The 17,525-nt window shown below is 43.0% G+C and carries 14 protein-coding genes and 1 other annotated feature; of the genes, 3 read left to right on the forward strand and 11 right to left on the reverse strand.

The window, feature by feature from the left end:
* Positions 1-434 precede the first annotated feature (434 nt).
* Positions 435-1,694 (reverse strand): tyrosine--tRNA ligase, encoded by a 1,260-nt coding sequence (gene tyrS, locus FD04_RS02575; protein WP_056946743.1) that lies wholly within the window; start codon positions 1,692-1,694, stop codon positions 435-437.
* Positions 1,695-1,740: 46 nt separating this feature from the next.
* Positions 1,741-1,950, reverse strand: a binding site (T-box leader).
* A 178-nt stretch (positions 1,951-2,128) separates the two neighbouring features.
* Between tyrS and gnd the strand changes: the two genes are divergently transcribed.
* A complete protein-coding gene (gene gnd, locus FD04_RS02580; RefSeq protein ID WP_056946746.1) occupies positions 2,129-3,028 on the forward strand; it encodes a phosphogluconate dehydrogenase (NAD(+)-dependent, decarboxylating) in 900 nt (299 codons plus the stop codon).
* A 132-nt stretch (positions 3,029-3,160) separates the two neighbouring features.
* Here the strand turns inward: gnd and FD04_RS02585 are convergent, their stop codons facing one another.
* Positions 3,161-4,177 carry an acyltransferase family protein gene (locus tag FD04_RS02585; protein WP_056946748.1) on the reverse strand — a complete coding sequence of 339 codons (1,017 nt, stop codon included), beginning with the start codon at positions 4,175-4,177 and terminating at the stop codon, positions 3,161-3,163.
* A 280-nt stretch (positions 4,178-4,457) separates the two neighbouring features.
* Between FD04_RS02585 and FD04_RS02590 the strand changes: the two genes are divergently transcribed.
* Complete coding sequence (locus FD04_RS02590; RefSeq protein WP_056946751.1) at positions 4,458-7,532, forward strand: YfhO family protein; 3,075 nt, start codon at positions 4,458-4,460, stop codon at positions 7,530-7,532.
* Between the two features lie 173 nt (positions 7,533-7,705).
* Complete coding sequence (locus FD04_RS02595; protein ID WP_054699597.1) at positions 7,706-8,374, forward strand: histidine phosphatase family protein; 669 nt, start codon at positions 7,706-7,708, stop codon at positions 8,372-8,374.
* 102 nt (positions 8,375-8,476) lie between these two features.
* On the opposite strand, the gene FD04_RS02600 is transcribed toward FD04_RS02595, so the two are convergent.
* The 9 genes from FD04_RS02600 to FD04_RS02640 all read right to left on the reverse strand — a co-directional run bounded on the left by FD04_RS02600 (position 8,477) and on the right by FD04_RS02640 (position 17,424).
* Positions 8,477-8,701 carry a hypothetical protein gene (locus tag FD04_RS02600; protein ID WP_054699595.1) on the reverse strand — a complete coding sequence of 75 codons (225 nt, stop codon included), beginning with the start codon at positions 8,699-8,701 and terminating at the stop codon, positions 8,477-8,479.
* Positions 8,702-8,715: 14 nt separating this feature from the next.
* The gene (locus tag FD04_RS02605; RefSeq protein ID WP_054699593.1) at positions 8,716-8,943 is read right to left on the reverse strand and encodes a hypothetical protein; all 228 of its coding nucleotides are present in this window, start codon (positions 8,941-8,943) and stop codon (positions 8,716-8,718) included.
* A 214-nt stretch (positions 8,944-9,157) separates the two neighbouring features.
* Positions 9,158-10,132 (reverse strand): SGNH/GDSL hydrolase family protein, encoded by a 975-nt coding sequence (locus FD04_RS02610; RefSeq protein ID WP_235805630.1) that lies wholly within the window; start codon positions 10,130-10,132, stop codon positions 9,158-9,160.
* A gap of 123 nt (positions 10,133-10,255) precedes the next feature.
* Complete coding sequence (locus FD04_RS02615) at positions 10,256-11,428, reverse strand: MalY/PatB family protein (RefSeq protein WP_054699587.1); 1,173 nt, start codon at positions 11,426-11,428, stop codon at positions 10,256-10,258.
* 141 nt (positions 11,429-11,569) lie between these two features.
* Positions 11,570-12,448: a bifunctional hydroxymethylpyrimidine kinase/phosphomethylpyrimidine kinase gene (locus tag FD04_RS02620; protein ID WP_056946757.1), complete on the reverse strand. Its 879-nt coding sequence runs from the start codon at positions 12,446-12,448 to the stop codon at positions 11,570-11,572.
* The gene (locus tag FD04_RS02625; protein ID WP_235805631.1) at positions 12,448-12,960 is read right to left on the reverse strand and encodes an ECF transporter S component; all 513 of its coding nucleotides are present in this window, start codon (positions 12,958-12,960) and stop codon (positions 12,448-12,450) included. The genes FD04_RS02620 and FD04_RS02625 overlap by 1 nt, the downstream gene beginning before the upstream one ends.
* 1,017 nt (positions 12,961-13,977) lie before the next feature.
* A complete protein-coding gene (locus FD04_RS02630) occupies positions 13,978-15,405 on the reverse strand; it encodes a glycoside-pentoside-hexuronide (GPH):cation symporter (protein WP_056946759.1) in 1,428 nt (475 codons plus the stop codon).
* Positions 15,406-15,672 (reverse strand): hypothetical protein, encoded by a 267-nt coding sequence (locus tag FD04_RS02635; RefSeq protein WP_054699583.1) that lies wholly within the window; start codon positions 15,670-15,672, stop codon positions 15,406-15,408.
* Between the two features lie 414 nt (positions 15,673-16,086).
* On the reverse strand, positions 16,087-17,424 hold the full coding sequence (locus FD04_RS02640) for an aspartate aminotransferase family protein (RefSeq protein ID WP_056946762.1): 1,338 nt from the start codon (positions 17,422-17,424) through the stop codon (positions 16,087-16,089).
* Between the last annotated feature and the right edge of the window lie 101 nt (positions 17,425-17,525).

Below are 17,525 nucleotides of genomic sequence, written 5' to 3' on the forward strand. Positions count from 1 at the left end.
ATATACCCTGCACATTTGTGAAACGAAACTTTGTTCAGTTTTCAAAGGTCTACCTGCTAATTTATTTTTTAAAATCAGCTTTTAAAGTATATCTCGTCAAAATCAAACTGTCAACCAAAACTTAATATATCAGCTTTTTGTTAAACCTTTTAATTTCTCGAAGCAACTTTCAAATCATATCATCTAAGAATTAAGATGTCAACCTCTAAATCACTGAATTTGTAATTGGTCTGGCTGACAGTTTTGATTCGCGACAACAGTTAACATTTTACCAACAATCTCCCATGTTCGTCAACTACTTTTTCAACTTTTTTATTATTCTTGCAAATGATTGAAACCAACCTCCACTCTCATAAAAAAATCCGCCGCACTACTTCCGAGTGACAAAAGCAGCGTGGCGGATGAATGATTAATATTTGAATGTTGTTTTTCTTCTACTGAGTTACTCGAGCTAGGAAATAGCGTTTCTTACCCCGTCGAACAATCACAAACTTACCATCGAAATGGGTTGCCGGGTCAATTTCATAATCAACATCCGTCACCTTTTCCCCATTAATTCTGATAGCACCGTTATTAACGTCTTCCCTTGCTTGGCGTCGTGAGGGTTCAATCTTAGTTACGTCGACTAACCATTCGACAAGATTACGCTTCTCAGCAGTGATTTCGACTGAAGGCATGTTCTTAAAGCCCTGTTCAATTTCACTAGCTGATAAGTTTGAAACATCCCCAGAGAAAAGCGCCTTAGAAATGTTCTCAGCCTCTTCTACCGCAGACTGACCATGGACAAACGCAGTGACTTCTTCAGCCAACCGTCGCTGCGCTTCACGCTTCTCAGGTTGAGTCTCCACCTTTTGAGCAAGTTGTTCAATCTCATCTTGATTTAAGAAGGTGAAGTACTTCAGGTATTTCACAACATCTCGGTCATCTTGGTTAAGCCAGAATTGATAAAATTCGTAAGGTGTGGTCTTTTCAGCATCTAACCAGACTGCACCACCGGCAGTTTTACCAAACTTAGTACCGTCTGCTTTAAGCATCAACGGAATCGTTAGCCCATATGCCTTTGCATCGCCACCCTCAATTTTGTGGATCAAGTCAATACCAGCTGTGATATTACCCCATTGATCAGCACCACCAACCTGAAGTTGAACATCTTCAGCTTGATATAGATGAAGGAAATCAATCGATTGTAAAATTTGGTAAGTAAACTCTGTAAAGGAAATGCCGACTTCCAAACGAGAGGCAACCACTTCTTTAGCCAACATGTTATTAATGTTAAATAACTTGCCATAATCTCGTAGAAATTCTAGTAATGAAATCTTTGACAACCAATCATAATTATTTACGATCTTAAAACTACCGTCTTGACCAAATAAACGCTCCATTTGCGCGGTGATTGCCTCTTCGTTATGGTGAACCTGTTCCATCGACTGAAGAACCCGTTCAGACTTCTTACCACTTGGATCACCAATCGAACCAGTCCCGCCGCCAATGATGATGTACGGCCGGTGACCTGCCAGCTGGAATCGTTTTAAAATCATGAATGGAATCAGATGACCAATGTGCATTGAATCACCGGTTGGATCGATACCAACGTAAAGACCGACTGATTTTTCCTTTACTAAGGCCGTTAAACCCTCTTCGTCGGTCTGCTGATTAATCGCGCCACGCCACTTTAATTCATCTAAAATCGTCAAAATGTACCCTCCTTAAATATCAAAAAAGTCCCTACTAGTTTTCACTAATAGGGACGAAATGAATTCCGCGTTACCACCCAAGTTATCTGATTGCTGTTAATCAAATCGCTCGACATGTATATCGGCATGACCCGCTAGTTAAAAAAACTAAATTGCTCCACATTGTAATTCAATAACTGGGACGCTTAACTTGCAGCAACCGTTAAGTTTCTAAATTCGTGGGCCAGTCATCTACTCCCTGCTTCATCGCTTGCTTAATAGTACAAACCCCAGCAAAAAAAGTCAAGTTAGCAATCGGTATAGAACAGTTTTAGTTTCATTTCTGTAAATTATCTTGTAAATTATTTACATTTTTACTTGCACTTCTTCACAATCTTTTATATACTAAGTCCGTTGCAAGATCACAGAAAAAAACGAAACGAGGAGTTTTTCTAATGAAATTAGGATTAATCGGATTAGGCAAAATGGGTATCAACTTAGCCCAAAACATGATTCGTAACAATAATGAAGTTGTTGGCTTCGATTTAAGCACTGACTTAGTTGAAGAAGCTGCTACTTACGGCGCTTCAAAGGCAAGCAGCCTTGAAGACATGGTTAGCCAATTACCTTCACCAAAGATTGTTTGGGTAATGGTTCCAGCCGGCAAGCCAACGGATGCCACAATTGATCAATTAGCAGACACTTTAAGTGAAGGCGATATTTTGATTGATGGCGGTAACACTTTCTGGAAAGACTCCCTTCGTCACAACCGTCTTTTGGGTGAAAAGGGTATTCACTACTTTGACTGTGGTTCATCAGGCGGTTGGCGTGGTGCCTTGAACGGTGGTAACTTCATGATCGGTGGCGACGATGCCGCTGTCTTCGAAACCATCCGTCCACTATTTGACGATATTTCATTACCAGATGGTTACCTTTACACTGGTAAGGCCGGTTCAGGTCACTACTTGAAGATGGTTCACAATGGTATCGAATATGGGATGATGGCTGCCATGGGCGAAGGCTTTGAAGTACTTGATGCTTCTGACTTTGACTATGACTACGAAGCCGTTGCGAAGGTTTGGAACCACGGTTCAGTTATCCGTAGCTGGCTGATGGAACTTATCCAAGACGCCTTCAGCAAGGATCCTAAGTTGGATGCAATCAAGGGTCGTATGCACTCTAACGGTGAAGGTCAATGGACTGTTGAAGACGCAATGGCTCATGGTGTTCCTACGCCAGTTATCGCTGACGCTGTCATGACTCGTTTCCGTTCATTACAAGACGATACCTTTAACGGTAAAGTTGTCGCTGCCCTCCGGAACGAATTCGGTGGCCACGCAATGGACAAGAACTAAACTTAATCAATAAATGTAAAGACTGATGCTCAGTTGAGCGTCAGTCTTTTTTTGTTGCTTTTGACTGCGACTGTGATATAGTCAAAAACCACTACCGGGTTATACCAGTAGTGGTTTCATTGATACCTTAAATTAAGTTGTACTTGGCGTTCGATGTGTGTTGAACCAACGTTTAAAGTAACGCCAAGCAAGGGCAATCAGAATTGGTGCAATCAACCCTGCAATAATTTGAATTCCCCAGTGATCCAAAATTGCGAACTTGGCGACAACGTCAAAAATCATTTTGTGCGAGTACATAATCATGCCTGAATACCAACCCAGTGGCAATAACCACTTAAACCAGCCCCACTGCGTCATGTAATCACTTAAAATAAAGACGCCTAAACATAACGTTAATGGAATGAATGCCCCTAAAAATGAATTCGCAATGTTATGGGCCTTCAGATAAAAGCTAAACCGTAACACGCCTTGGTACTTACGGACAATCAGTACGGCATAAACGAATAGAATTGCTAAACCGACAATTGGCTTATGTGGTAACCGGGTATAGTAGTGGAACCCATAATAGCCACATAACATATATAAAGAAGAAATCAGAACAATATCGGCATCCCAAGGGACGTACTTAAACTGGAAAAAGCCCATGTGCACGTATGACATCCCTGCCAGATACATCATGAAAACAATAAAAAATTGTGCGGGTATTGAATCGACCCAAGTAATAATGGCCACTACAACGATTAAAGTTAAAATGTAGACGGTCATGTACCAAAAAATTGATAACTCATGGTTCAGCGTCTGGCCACCATACAGAAGTCGAACAAAGTACATCAACGTATATTGCCATGTTTGCGTCTTAAGAAAATGACTAATGATAATTAAGACGCCACCAGCAAGTAGGTAAGTTCTGACGTTTGGAAAAATACGCCGTTTAATAAACGCCCAAGTCCCTGCCCAATCCCTGGACATGGGTTTTAAGAAAAAACCACTAATAATGAAAAAAAGTGGCATGTGCCACCAATAAATAGCGGAAAAGGCAGTGCTCATCATTGGGTGCTGGTCAACCAGTGGGTGAATTGCATGGCCCGTTACAACGGCAATCATCCCAATTGCCTTAGCCATATCCACCCACTCAATCCGTTTTCCCATTCTCTCTCATCCTTTCAATGTTACTCTCCGAAACCTATTTTACAGATTTTTTTTAGAAAAACACGGGTGTTACACAAACGTAACTTTTTTTATACATTCGTGATTCACTGGTTAAATCAGCATTCTAGGAGACGGTTGACGTAACTGATATAGGCAACAAATCACATTGTTGTCGCCATCACTCACTAGTCGCGTACCCAGCTAAACTCGTCCAAACCTAATTTGCCCAATTCACAGAGTTAAGCGATAATGAAGTATCACATGCACGGGGAGAAACATATTGAAAAGGGAAAACTATCGGGTGCCGGTGTGGTTTGCTTACACACTAGCCTTCATACTCATTATTTTACTAACATTTGGTGCCCTCCACACGATGGGCCGCTCAACTATTTGGAGCTTAGACGGGATTGCACAACACTACCCGATTTTAAAGGAATTCTACCAAATTTTACACGGCACAGCTCATCAGTCGCTTTTTAGCTGGTCATGGAACTTGGGTCTCGGTGCGGACCAAATGACGACGTTTGCGTACTACGTGGTTGGTGACCCATTCAGTTACCTCATTGCCCTCTTTCCGGCTAATCAACTTGAACTCGGTTATACGTTGCTCACACTGTTGCGCCTATACGTCGTTGGCCTATCCTTCATCGCCTTAGCCAAGCAATTTCACTTCCGACGCGGTGGCACTCTAATTGGTGCCTTGATCTACACCTTTAATGGGTTTACTTTTTACGTCAGTTACCACCACCCATTCTTTTTACTACCAATGATTTTATTTCCGCTACTTTGCTTAACGATTGACCGAATTTTACACGGCCATTCTTGGCTCTGGCTGGCGCTTGTAACTGCAATCGTTTTGATTTGTAACGTCTACTTCGCCTATTTATTAGCAATTGGCGCAGCGCTCTTTCTATTCATCCGCTACTTTGATCTTAGAATCAAACACACTCAACTACCAAAGCTCTGGCAACTGTGTCTTCGATTGGGCTTGGCAATCGTCCTTGCACTATTGATTGCGGCCGTCATCTTGCTACCAACGGCACTTGCCATGGTCACCAGTTCACGGGTGGGTGGGGCCACCTTTGCCAACGGCTTGACGTGGTATCCTGAGATTTACTACCGGACACTGCCCGATAATTTGTTGACTTCAAATGGTACGATCTACTACTGGGCCACGATTGCCACCAGTGGTATCGTCTTAATTGCCATGGTTTGGTCAATGCGACGTTTCCGTCAGTACTTGGCCATTAACGTCACACTCATCTTAATTGCAGTCGGCCTCCTGATACCAGCAGTATCGGCTACTTTGAACGTGATGAGTACACCAAGCAATCGCTGGTTATTAATGGCCCAGTTGGTATTTGGATTGTTAGCCGCAACGCTGATTGATCACTTAAACTTGTTTGATCAACGTGATTTTTGGTGGCTAACTGGTGTGACGATCATTTTTATCATCTTGATTTGGATTGCCAACGGGTTTATCTTCAAGTTCCGCGATATTCAAACGTTACTTTACGTGATCTTCTTCATGTTCGTTTGGCTGATGAGTTTAATATTACTGAATCCCCACCACGTTTTACAGTTTAAACTCGGTATGCTTGGCGTTGTCATGTTAAATACCATCGCGATTGGCCTCAGTTTTTACAGTAGCAATTACAGTGGCGCACCCGCCAATGAATTACCCACCAAAACGGCGGAAAAATGGTCCGTTGATTACTTCGACCGGGCAGACCAATACTTGAATCGTATTGATCACAGTTTTTATCGTACCGCCACCAGTAATAACTACTACTCAATGCTCACCGTGGGAAACGATATTCCAATGCTACTCAACACCCACACCATCAGTTCGTATTATTCCGTTCAAAATGGTGACGTCAACACCTTTAATCAGCAGCTCGCAAATAGTCAAAACAGTATGAATAACCCGACAAGTGACGTTGACACTAGAACCAGTCTATTGTCGTTACTGAACGTTAAGTATTTATTTGCCCGTCAGGATGACGTTGCTAACCATCAAGCTATGCCATACGGCTTTACCCAACTTAAAACTGCCAAAGGTCACGCTGCTATTTTGAAAGATCGGCCCGTTTTCGGCGTTGGCAATGGTACCGGTACGGCTATTTTGAAAAATAAGTATGCCCTACCTCTGGCCTATACGCAATCCTCACAAATCACGCCAAAGACTTTCAACTCATTGTCCGCTATTCAAAAACAGCAAAGTTTGTTGCAGGGTACTGCTGTCACGCACAAAATTGATGGCTTAAAACAAGCAACTTTAACTTCAACCACCCATCAAGCTGCCTACAGTGTTAAATTAACCAGTGAACCTGTCCTGACAATTCCAGATGCCATCAACTATCGTTTGACGCATAACATTAAGAAGTCAATGTCAGCTTCAGTCAAAACCAATCTGAAACCGTCAGAGGCAATGAAATATGCAGCTGCCACGGGACTAGAAACGCCATCGGCCACTGTCCAAAAACTACTTGCGGATAACCAAGCAACCATTGATAACAATCGTGAAGCAAATCAGCACGGTCTTAAGGCAATGACCAGTGATGTCTTGGGCACCCCTCAAACGTATCAATTGAAACTCAAACACCCATCACGATACCAAAAAACTGAACTATATTTGGATTTATCTGGTATTACCACCACTTTTTCAACTACCTCTGATCGTCTAACCCAATTAAGTCAGCAATCCAAGCTTGCTGGCACGCCACTTAGTCGTGGTGAAAAAACCGCCAACTGGCGTTCAATTACGAATTCACCACTGTTCGATGCTTACACGCTCAATGTCAGCACTAGTGGTGGTAAAACCATTTTTAACCAACTTGGCATCAACAATTTATCGGATTACGAACCAAAACACCACTTGCTCATTAACCTTGGTTATTCCGATAAAGTTCGCAAAACCATCAATTTATCATTTATCGGTGCTAATCAAATCTACTTTAAGCACGTCAAAGTTGTGGCGGTTCCCTATGGCAAGACTTATCGTCAACAGACCAAGCAACTGCAATCAACCGGATTAACCCATCAACACGTTACCAACAATACCGTTGAAGGGACCTCAACTGCCACCACCCGCCGAATCTTAACCACCAGCATTCCATACAGTAAAGGCTGGCAGCTTTCCGTTGATGGTAAAAAACAAGCGACCCAAGTCGTCAACAGCGGTTTTGTTGGCGCAATTTTGCCGAAGGGCCAACACCAGATCACTTTACGCTATCAAACACCTGGCCTAAGATTAGGTCTCTGGTTATCAATTCTTGGCGTGAGCTTATCACTCGTCCTGATAGCAGGCGAAATTGCGAAATGGTACCTCACAAGAGTACAATATCGACGATAAATAAGTGTCAGTCAATTCAAGATTAAACACGGGCAGATTGCCCGTGTTTTTTTAATTGCGTGATAACGGTCTAGGTACTGATTTTAACTGAAGTGACCCATTTTTCACCGTTGTTACCGTTTTCAAAAATCTGTTATAATGGTGTAAGCAAATAATTTACAGGAGGGGTTACTTTGAAAACATTTACCGCCTACTTCGTTCGACATGGTCAAACGATGCTCAATCATTACAATAAAGTGCAGGGGTGGATCGATTCACCACTTACTCAACAAGGGATTGCTGACGCCAAACGGGCTGGAGAACAGTTAAAAGCCATTGATTTTAACGCGGCTTACAGCAGTGATTCCGGTCGGGCTATCGAAACAGCAGCCAACATTTTAAAAGCCAATCCGAGCAACATCAATATTATTAGTTATCAATACCCTGAGTTTCGAGAACAGTGCCATGGTTACTTCGAGGGTAACGATTTAAACCAGATGTGGCAATTTGTCGGTGAACAAGTTAAGTTGACATCAGAATCAGCAGTGCTAGGCACTTACGGCTTGGAAAAGGCCCGCGATCTGATTCATCAGGCCGACCTATACGGTGAAGCAGAAAGTAATGACATGTTTTGGGAACGCTTGAATCGCGGCTTTGATAAACTACGGGCTAACACCAAAGACGGTGACACCGTTTTGGTTGTTTCTCACGGCATGACGATTCGTTCCATCGTTGATCGGTTTGCACCAGAACTTGACGAGGGCATTGCAACCATTAATGGCAGTATCACCAAATTAACGATTTCTGACAGCGATATCAAAGTTGACTTCTTTAATCGAACTGACTTTGTAGCTGAGGCTTAACAATCGCGTCTTGTTTGAGCCATCAAAGTTTCTAAAAACGGGACCTGAACTTACTAGATTTTCATCCAGTAAGCTCAGGCCCCGTTTTGATTTCGATATAAATCACTCGTCAATGCGCACTGGCACTGTTTCGAACTGCGGTTGCATATTTTTAAGTGCGACGATCACCCGCCCCGTTAATTCCACCACTCGCCAGTGGTCGTCTGGGTGGTAATCTGTCACTAACACCATGGCAGTCCGTTCATAAAGTTTTTCAACCGTTCCTTTAAACGGTTTTAATAAATTACCGTTCGGTTGACAATGCACGCAGTCATTTAATTTAATCATGATATTACCACCTTTCATCCCTGACAATCAATGATCGTCATTGCTTTGGCATTTGCTTGATCAACGACTAACTTGTACCCATTTGTTTCTACGGCTCGGCGATCTCTGAAGTGATAGTTCATGACTTCCACCACAAGCCGACACCCAATTACTTGCAAGACTCGGCCCAAAAATGGTTTCTTCATTTCACCATGCTGGCACCTCACTAACCAGCCGCTTTCAAATTGCAGTGCTTCACTCATCATCGCCGCCTCCTTTTCTTCGTCTGATTATAAGTTATCAGAACAATAAGAATTGATTAAGAAAGATAAGTGATTATTTTGTGAATTTATGATTAAAGCGTGTGTACCGTTGCAATTCACTTTCAATGTGGTTGAATACCCAGGTTCCTGTTCGCTTGCAGTCAATAAAAAAACCGACTGGTGTATCTCCACACCAGTCGGCTTAGTCAAAAAATCATTTTAGGTTATCTGCTAAGAAATTACTCAAAATACCACTCATCGCGGTATATGTCTTTTGTGTTGGGTGAAGACGCTCATCACCAAACACGGTTTTCCGTGAATCAGTAGTCGGAATCAATTGTCCTTCATAGTCCCGCCAGTCCAAAGTTTTGATTGAATAACTCTTGTAAACACTAGCTTCTATGTCTCGTAAATCGTCCAAAGTATAAGCATGGGTTGAATATGGCGTGATGGCTGCTGAAACATATAAGCCACTGTTAGCATCCTTCACATAGCAATTTAACGGTAATACTCCCACAATCTGCAAGTGTGGATACTTCGACTTCAGGTTTGATATTTCAGTACTTAACGTTTGCTTCACATCCGAAAGGTCTTGATCATGGAAATAATCATTCACACCGTAGGCAATCGTGACAACATCGTCATTTTTAAAACTATGATTGTCAATATTGTACGTTAAATCCAGTGAGCTATCACCAACAACCTTGCCATTGTTTTGGCCAAGATTAGTTGATGTCATCCCTAGTGTGTCGCCGACTTGAGCTGGATATGGATTCGTTGCATAACTCACACCAGTCCACCCCTTGGTGATGGAGTCCCCTAATGCAACGTATGACATTTGACGCAAGTTGCCACTATAGATCCACCCCTTAACACTCGGCTTACTTGCAACTTTGACGTAGTAATATTTTAGGCCACTTTTAAGGGTTGCTTCCTTCGTTGCAATTAAAGACTTGTATGTGTAGTTCTTAAGCCAATGGGTCTTCTTAGCCGCTGCATTAGAACCATATGGATAACTCCAAAATGCAGCTGTTTTAGCTGAACTTGCACTTGTTTTAACAGTTAAACGTTCTGATACCGACACAGTTTTTTTAATCTTCGAATTTGCTGATACTTTGGCTGCGTGTGCCTGAGGCGCCAAGCTCAGTGCAGCAACACTAAAAAAAGCCCCCGCTAGCAATACCTTCATTAATAATTTCCCAGATTTTTTCAACGCTTTATTTCCTCCTCTTAACTCATGCCCTTAATTATAACTTAGGTTGTGAAATAAGAACGAGGCGTAACTAAACTGTAGCTTGAATTTAACATTATGCTATATTTTTCTCATTTTGTGATCAAACGACCCCAGACGCGAAAGTGCATCCTTTAAAATCGATCGGTCAACCGCGAAATTGAGTCGCATAAACCCACTGCCACTTTGACCGTATTCGATTCCGGGATTCAGCATTAAACGACCATCCTGTTGCAAGTGCTCATCTAGTGCTTGATCGGTCAAATCGTAAGCCATGAAGTCCAACCACATTAAGTAGGTCGCTTGAGGCAACATTGGTCGAATCAGTGGTATATTTTCACGAATATACTCATAAGCATAATCGCGATTATCCTGAAGATATTGGTTCACTTCGTTCAGCCAGCGTTCCCCATGTTCATATGCCGTTTGTGTCGCAACGACGCCTAACGTATTCACCTCTTGAATCGCTTCAGCATCGGCTGCCTGTTGCAACTTCGCCAATAGTTCCGGATTTTTCACCGCCAAATAAGCCAGCTTTGTACCCGCGATGTTAAAGGCTTTTGAGGCCGATTTGAGTAACACCGTTTGTTCAACAGCACTTTCACCCATCCGATTAGCCAACAGCGAAACGGGCTCATTATCTGAAAAAGTTGTGTCATCATGAATTTCATCCGCAATAACCAATACCTGGTGCTGACTAGCAAGGTCTTGAAGCCGTAACATCTCTGCTGTTGTCCAAACCCGGCCACCCGGATTATGAGGGTTACAAACCAGAATGGCCCTTGCGTGAGAGGTCGACATCACTTGATCTAAACGTTCAAAATCAATGACGTACTGCCCCTCCCGTTGTACCAATGGAAAATCAATCATTTGGCGTTGATTACCTTCCACTAACCTTCGATACGGTGGATAGTAAGGCGACATCACAATAATCGAATCATTGGTCTGTGTTAAATGCCGAATGACAAAGGCCAGTCCAGTAACCACGCTTGGTAATAAAATGAGCTGATCGCGTAGCAGGCTAACATTGTGGCGTTGCCATTCCCACTGAATGATTGCATCATAAAAACTGGCCATTGGCATACTATAACCTAAAACCCTTTGATCCAATTCGTGTTGCAACGCTTCACGAATAAACACTGGTGTTGCAATATCCATATCAGCAATCGTCATTGGTAAAACACCTGGATCCTTTTTGACTGGTGACCATTTGATGTTATTACTATTACGTCGATTCACATTGGTATCAAGCATTCTCAAGACCCCATTTCTACGACTAGTTTTAGTTTAGTTTGCGCTAAAGTACAGCACGAATCAAGCAACTCGCTGTTAAAAAGCAAAAACGCCTTCAGTCAATTCTGAAGACGCAGTTGAATCCAATAAAATTTAAAAGTCTTAAATAAAAGTCGTGTTGACGCCCTGTTGATGTGACAGCCATGCCAGTAACTGACTAAGTTGCATTCCAAATCGACGTTGACCATCAAAACTGGCAGTTTGTCGTAATGCCACTGAACTGCCACTTACCGCTAAGCTAACCGCCTCAGATAGTGAGCATTGTTTGCTCAATGCGCCACTTAGTATCGCCGCAAAGACATCACCGCTCCCATAGAAATGACCCGAAAGCTTCTTCGTAAGAATCGTTTGAATAACTGGATCAGCTTGACTTTGATAGGCTGTTAGTATCCCAGTTTGAGTCGGAATTCCCGTCACCACAAGTTGGGCCTCTGGTTTTACCAAAAGTCGAAATTGTTCAAAAACTTGGTTAAGGTCGTCTTCACTGGGAAGTTCGTCAAACTGTACTTCTAACAGTAATTGAGCCTCAGTCCAGTTCGGCGTAATCACATCCGCCAGTTTAACTAACTGTCGCATATGCGACACGTAATCCGAAGTCAGACCTGGGTACAACGCACCATCGTCACCCATCACAGGATCCACAATTAGCAGTGGTACTGACTGCTGGCTCAAGAATTGTATCAAGTCAGTCATAATTACGTCGACACCAACATATCCAATCAGCGCCCCAGAAAAGTCTAGCTGCTGGGATTGCCAATGTCTGAGTGTATCACGCAGCCAGGTTGTCGATGACATTGCCGCAGGTGTGTTAAAACCCTCAGTTTGCGTTGAAAAAATTTGGGTAGGTAAATTAGCAGTAACCACGCCAAAGGCCGCCAAAATTGGGATTGCAACACCTAGTGACATTGTCCCAATTGCCGATAGATCTTCAGCCAACAGAAATGGCATCGGGTTAAGCCCCATTTGTTGTTCAGAACCCATTATTCACCCAACAGCCGTGGTAAGCGACTTTCTAGTGGCACCGAAACAAAGTAGGCCACAATGCCACCCACGATACCTTGGATGAAGTTTGTTGGCACGCCAATCAGACCAACCTTAAAGCCGTAAAGCAATGTATCGGTTAACCAGTAGCCGGCAACCATTACAACGACACCAACTGCCATTGCGACAACTTTGGTGGTGTTCTTTTTGTTACCGCCAATCCAGCCCGCCACAAACCCTTCAAGGCCGTGAACGATAAATGAAAAGAACATGTACTGTGTGTAACCGGAAATTAAATCCAATAATAGGCCACTAAAGGCACCAACGATTGCACCTTGTTTGCGGCCGAGTAAAATAGCAGCAATAAAAATACCCGCATCACACAAATTAATGTTGCCATGAGTCATCGGAACCGGAATCAAAAAGAACCGGGAAATAACAACCGTAACTGCAATTAACATCGCCAAATAAACAATCTCGCGGGTTGAAGTATGCCGCTTGTTTTCCATCATCAATCACTCTCTTTGCCATATTTTTTTAATCTTCTAATCATATTACAACACTGGCGCCTTTAAATTACAAGTCCAGTGTGGCATTAACTCACTTAGTATAGCAAGATTTAGGCGCTTATCCTAGGCAGTTCACCTGAAGTTTGAGCGTTTTTTTCAGATTAACTTGGTTAATCGTTTTACTTTTATACGCCGGTTAATTCATCTTTACACTTTTAAAGTGAGCGGTAACTTAACGGCCATTAATTATTCTAACGAACCGGGACAATTAGTTGTTGCTTGAATAATGCTTGATTAGAGAAATCTACTAAACCCGTTATCGCTCAGCCTCCGGCCAGCGGTCGTTTGGAACCTGAAGTGGGGACCGGGACGAGCCAAAAAGCGGTCTCGTCCCTCGCATTTGAGCCTCACCAAGAATCGTTGTGAGTCTCAAACGTCGTCCCGTGATATCAGGAGAACCACCTGACATCACCGCCACCACAGGTTCCAAACGACCGCTGGCACTACGGCTTTATACTGGTTGAAAATGATATTTTACGTTACTCACTTTCATCATATTGAAACCCGGTTAGTTAAATCTCACACCAAATACATAAAGCCAAACATAGTAATAGCTCCCAATACAGAGAAAAATATCTGTGTGTTGCCGTTGCATTTCATAGGCAACTGGTTGTTAAAAAAGTGATGTTCGCAGTTGTTGTCCAATTCTGATACAAGTCAGTAAGCCTTCACTAGTAAACGTAGTCGGAAGTTACCAGAAATCGGGGGCTTGCCGTGAAATGACTGGTGGAAAATCCACCAGTCAGGGTCGAATTAAAGACCCGCGCGATTTTTGGCGGGGCTAGAATTCGAGGTCCGAGACCGCTCTTCGGCTCGGACCGACCCCACGGCAAGCCCCCGATTTCTGGTAACTGGAGACGAAAGTCTCAGCACACAATTCCAATCTTAATAAAAACAAAAAAACAGTCATCATGCACCCTCTCCGTGGTAACACGATAACTGCTTCATGCTTAAATACAATTATTTTTCAGATTGCTCTGCTTCAAGCTTCTTTTCAAGATCAGTCACAATTTCTTTGTGCTTATCTTCAGTCAACTTAACCTTGAAGAAGTAAACGCATGCAGCCAAGAGAATTAATACAACTGGGCCGTAGAACATGTACATCTTGAAGTTAGTGAGTTCTGCTGACGTAATACTGCTTGGAGCGGCGTTACCAATCATGCCTGAGTGAACAGCGGCAAGACCAACAACACCGTTAGCAACGGCACCGGCCAACTTATCGATCAATGGACGAACTGACAACGTAACGGATTCGTTACGAGTCCCGTTCTTCCATTGCCCATACTCAACAGAATCGGTAATGGTCATCAAAGCGGCCAAGAAAATCATTGGGTATGGGAAGAAGAAGATAGCAACGGCAACTAAGACGGCTAATAAGCTGTGGCCTGCAAACAAGAACAGGATATAACCAACAACCATCATCAAAATCCCACCGGTGTAAATGGCTTTACGTTGAATCTTAGCCACGATGGTTGGGAACAATGAAACGGAGATCACACCCAAAATAGCCATGATCCAACCGGCAAAGGTGAACTTACCTGATTGACCTAAAACGTAGGTGAAATAGTAAGCTAACAGTGAGTTAGTGACAACATAACCTAAAGCAAATAGGAAGTATGATAAAGCCAACCACATCAATTGGTCATTTTTACCAAGAGCTTTAAAGACGTCAATCACCCCAACTTTTTCGGTGTTTTGACGAATCAAGCTCTTCTTTTCCTTCGTCCCTAACGTGGTTGCTAAGGCACCTAAGAACGATACTAAACCAATCACGATGGCAAAGCCCATCCAACCAGCATGGGTCTTAGTTTGACCACTAGTACCAGAGAAGGTTTGTGAGAAGAAGACGATCAATGGGTAAATGACAATTGGCACAGCCTGTGCACCAATCGTTGAACCTAAACGACCAACCGTCCCAAACCGGGCACGAACTTTTTCGTCGACACTCAAAGCTGGTAACATTGACCAGAAGGAAATATCTTTGAATGAATAGAAAATATCCAAAATGACGTAAGCAATCCCGAAGGCAACTAAGTACATTGTTGGGTTAGAAGTTGTCAAGCCACCAAAGTCGGTGAAGATGATAACCAGCATAACAGAACTGATCGTAGCACCCGTCATCAACCACGGCTTGAACTTACCCCATCTCGTATCGGTGTTATCAACGAAACCACCAATGATTGGGTCAAACACAATTTCAACGATCCGGATAATCATCATCATATTGGTGATCATCAAAATCATGTGTGAATCAAATGCCTTGTCAGACGTATTAAACAACTGACTGGTAATAAACAGCATTAGGTAAGTACTCAACGTTGCATAGAACGCATCATGACCGAAAGCCCCTAACGCGTATGAAGTATACTGTTTAGTATGATTACTCATTTACTTGTCATTCCTTCCCGAACCTTCGTAACGGTGTTCAATAATCTTAGTGAGGATATTGTTACGTTGTTCGGCCTTTGCAACATCGAACTGAGTTTCCTCTAACCCGTTAAAATCTTGTGCCAATAAAAGCGCTTCGAGGTACAAGGTCAACTGACGCTTAATGTAGACCTTGTCTTCCTCATCATCACGCTTGGGATTACCACCTAAAACCGCTTCAGCGAAAGCCTTGGGATCCAGGGTAATCTTGTCGTTCTTACTAGCCATGTGTCATACCTCCCGTTTGGATAATGAATGGACCGTTCAGTTAAGCAGTAGGGTGAAATGTTTACTAAAATAATGTCTAATTCGTAAATGTATGCCCTTACAATTCTTAACATTACGATCTTTCAATTCGGCTAACCAACCTAATTGATAAGCTCATGACTCATTCTAGCACAACTTACCAAAAAATGTAAACGCTTACTAAAATTTCAATAAAATTTTACTCAGTTTTTTAGTTAAACTTACTAAAACCCTATTCTTACCACCTCTTGAATTCAGATATTCCTGATTAATTCTTCCTGTCCTGAAAACAGCCTGCAAATTCAGAACTAATTTACCGATAAGTAATAATCAAAAACACCCGTAATCTGAGTGATTACGGGTGTCAATTTCAACACGTTATGATTTAATTAAAACTTACCAACCAATTTCATCGGCGTTGTCTGGTAATGATAACTTACCAGCAGCGTATTCGGTGAAGGCTTGATCTAAGATATCAAACGCCTGTTGCAACTGTTCATCGGTAATGACCAACGGTGGCTGAAATCTAAGGACATTGGTCTTCAGACTGATGATGATGGCACCAAGTTCAAAAACACGATAAATAATCTTGGTTGTGGCATCAGCATCCGGTTTGCCCGTTTCTGGATCAACAATATCGATTCCACCGTCTAACCCATACATCCGGACGTCACCAATAAAGTCAAATTTTTGCTTTTCAGCGACAAAGAATTGCGCAGCCCGCTCACCTAATTTGGCACTACGGTCGAGCAAATGTTCGTCTTCAATGACATCAATCGTTGCCATAGCGGCCGCGGTCGTCACTGGGTTTCCAGCCGTCGTGTACACGTTAGCTGGTGAGCCGAGTGCATTCATGATCTCCTGGCGCCCAATGACGGCACTCAGCGGTAGTCCAGAAGCAAGCGATTTGCCGACTGACATTAAATCGGGTTCCAAGCCAAAGTGCTCGATTGACCACCATTTGCCAGTCCGTCCCATCCCTTGGTTCACTTCATCGACCGCAAACAAGATGCCGTGATCATGGGCGTAGTCATAGACCTTATGCATGAAAGCGTCAGGTGCTTTTACAATACCGCCATCACCTTGAATCGGTTCAATTAAAACGGCGGCTACTTCTTCAGCTGGTAGGTATGTCTCAAAGGGCAATTTGAAGGCGTCAAACATCCGGTCAACAAACTCAGTTTCAGACTCACCTTGGCGTTTTTTCCACGGATCTGGGTATGGCACCTTCACGATCCCTGGTAATAGCGGCCCAATCTTCCGACTCATATTCAAGCTCACGGAAGACACACTGATCGACCCATACGTTGAACCGTGGTAGGCCCCCGTAAAACTCACAATGTACTGTCTGCCGGTGTATGCGCGGGCAAACTTAATGATGGCGTCATTGGCATCAGACCCAGAATTTCCCCATGCCAGTGCGGTTGGTCCACTGATGGGTGCCAAGGCTGCCAATCGTGGTGCCAACTTAGCAGCATTTTCGTTAGCAAAATACGCCGGTGTGTACTGCAGTAACTTGGCTGCCTGGTCCTGAACCGCTTTGACAACGTGCGGATGTGAATGACCAGTATTAGTGGCGCTAGCACTGGCCAATAAATCAATGTACGATTTACCATCAGCATCCGTAATAACGGCACCCTTACCAGACTCAATCACAATGTTGTAGTACTTAACGCGTGCAGCTTTGGAGAAAGCCGCCGATTCGTTAGCTAATAAACGTTGATTTTCACTCATGAAATTCCCTCCCTATTTGAAAACTACCCTTTAACTATCTATAGTTTACATCTTCTAATGCTTGCATAATATAGTAATAATTAAATAATGATTGATCTGAC

This window comes from Secundilactobacillus odoratitofui DSM 19909 = JCM 15043, assembly GCF_001434895.1.
Lineage (GTDB): Bacteria > Bacillota > Bacilli > Lactobacillales > Lactobacillaceae > Secundilactobacillus > Secundilactobacillus odoratitofui.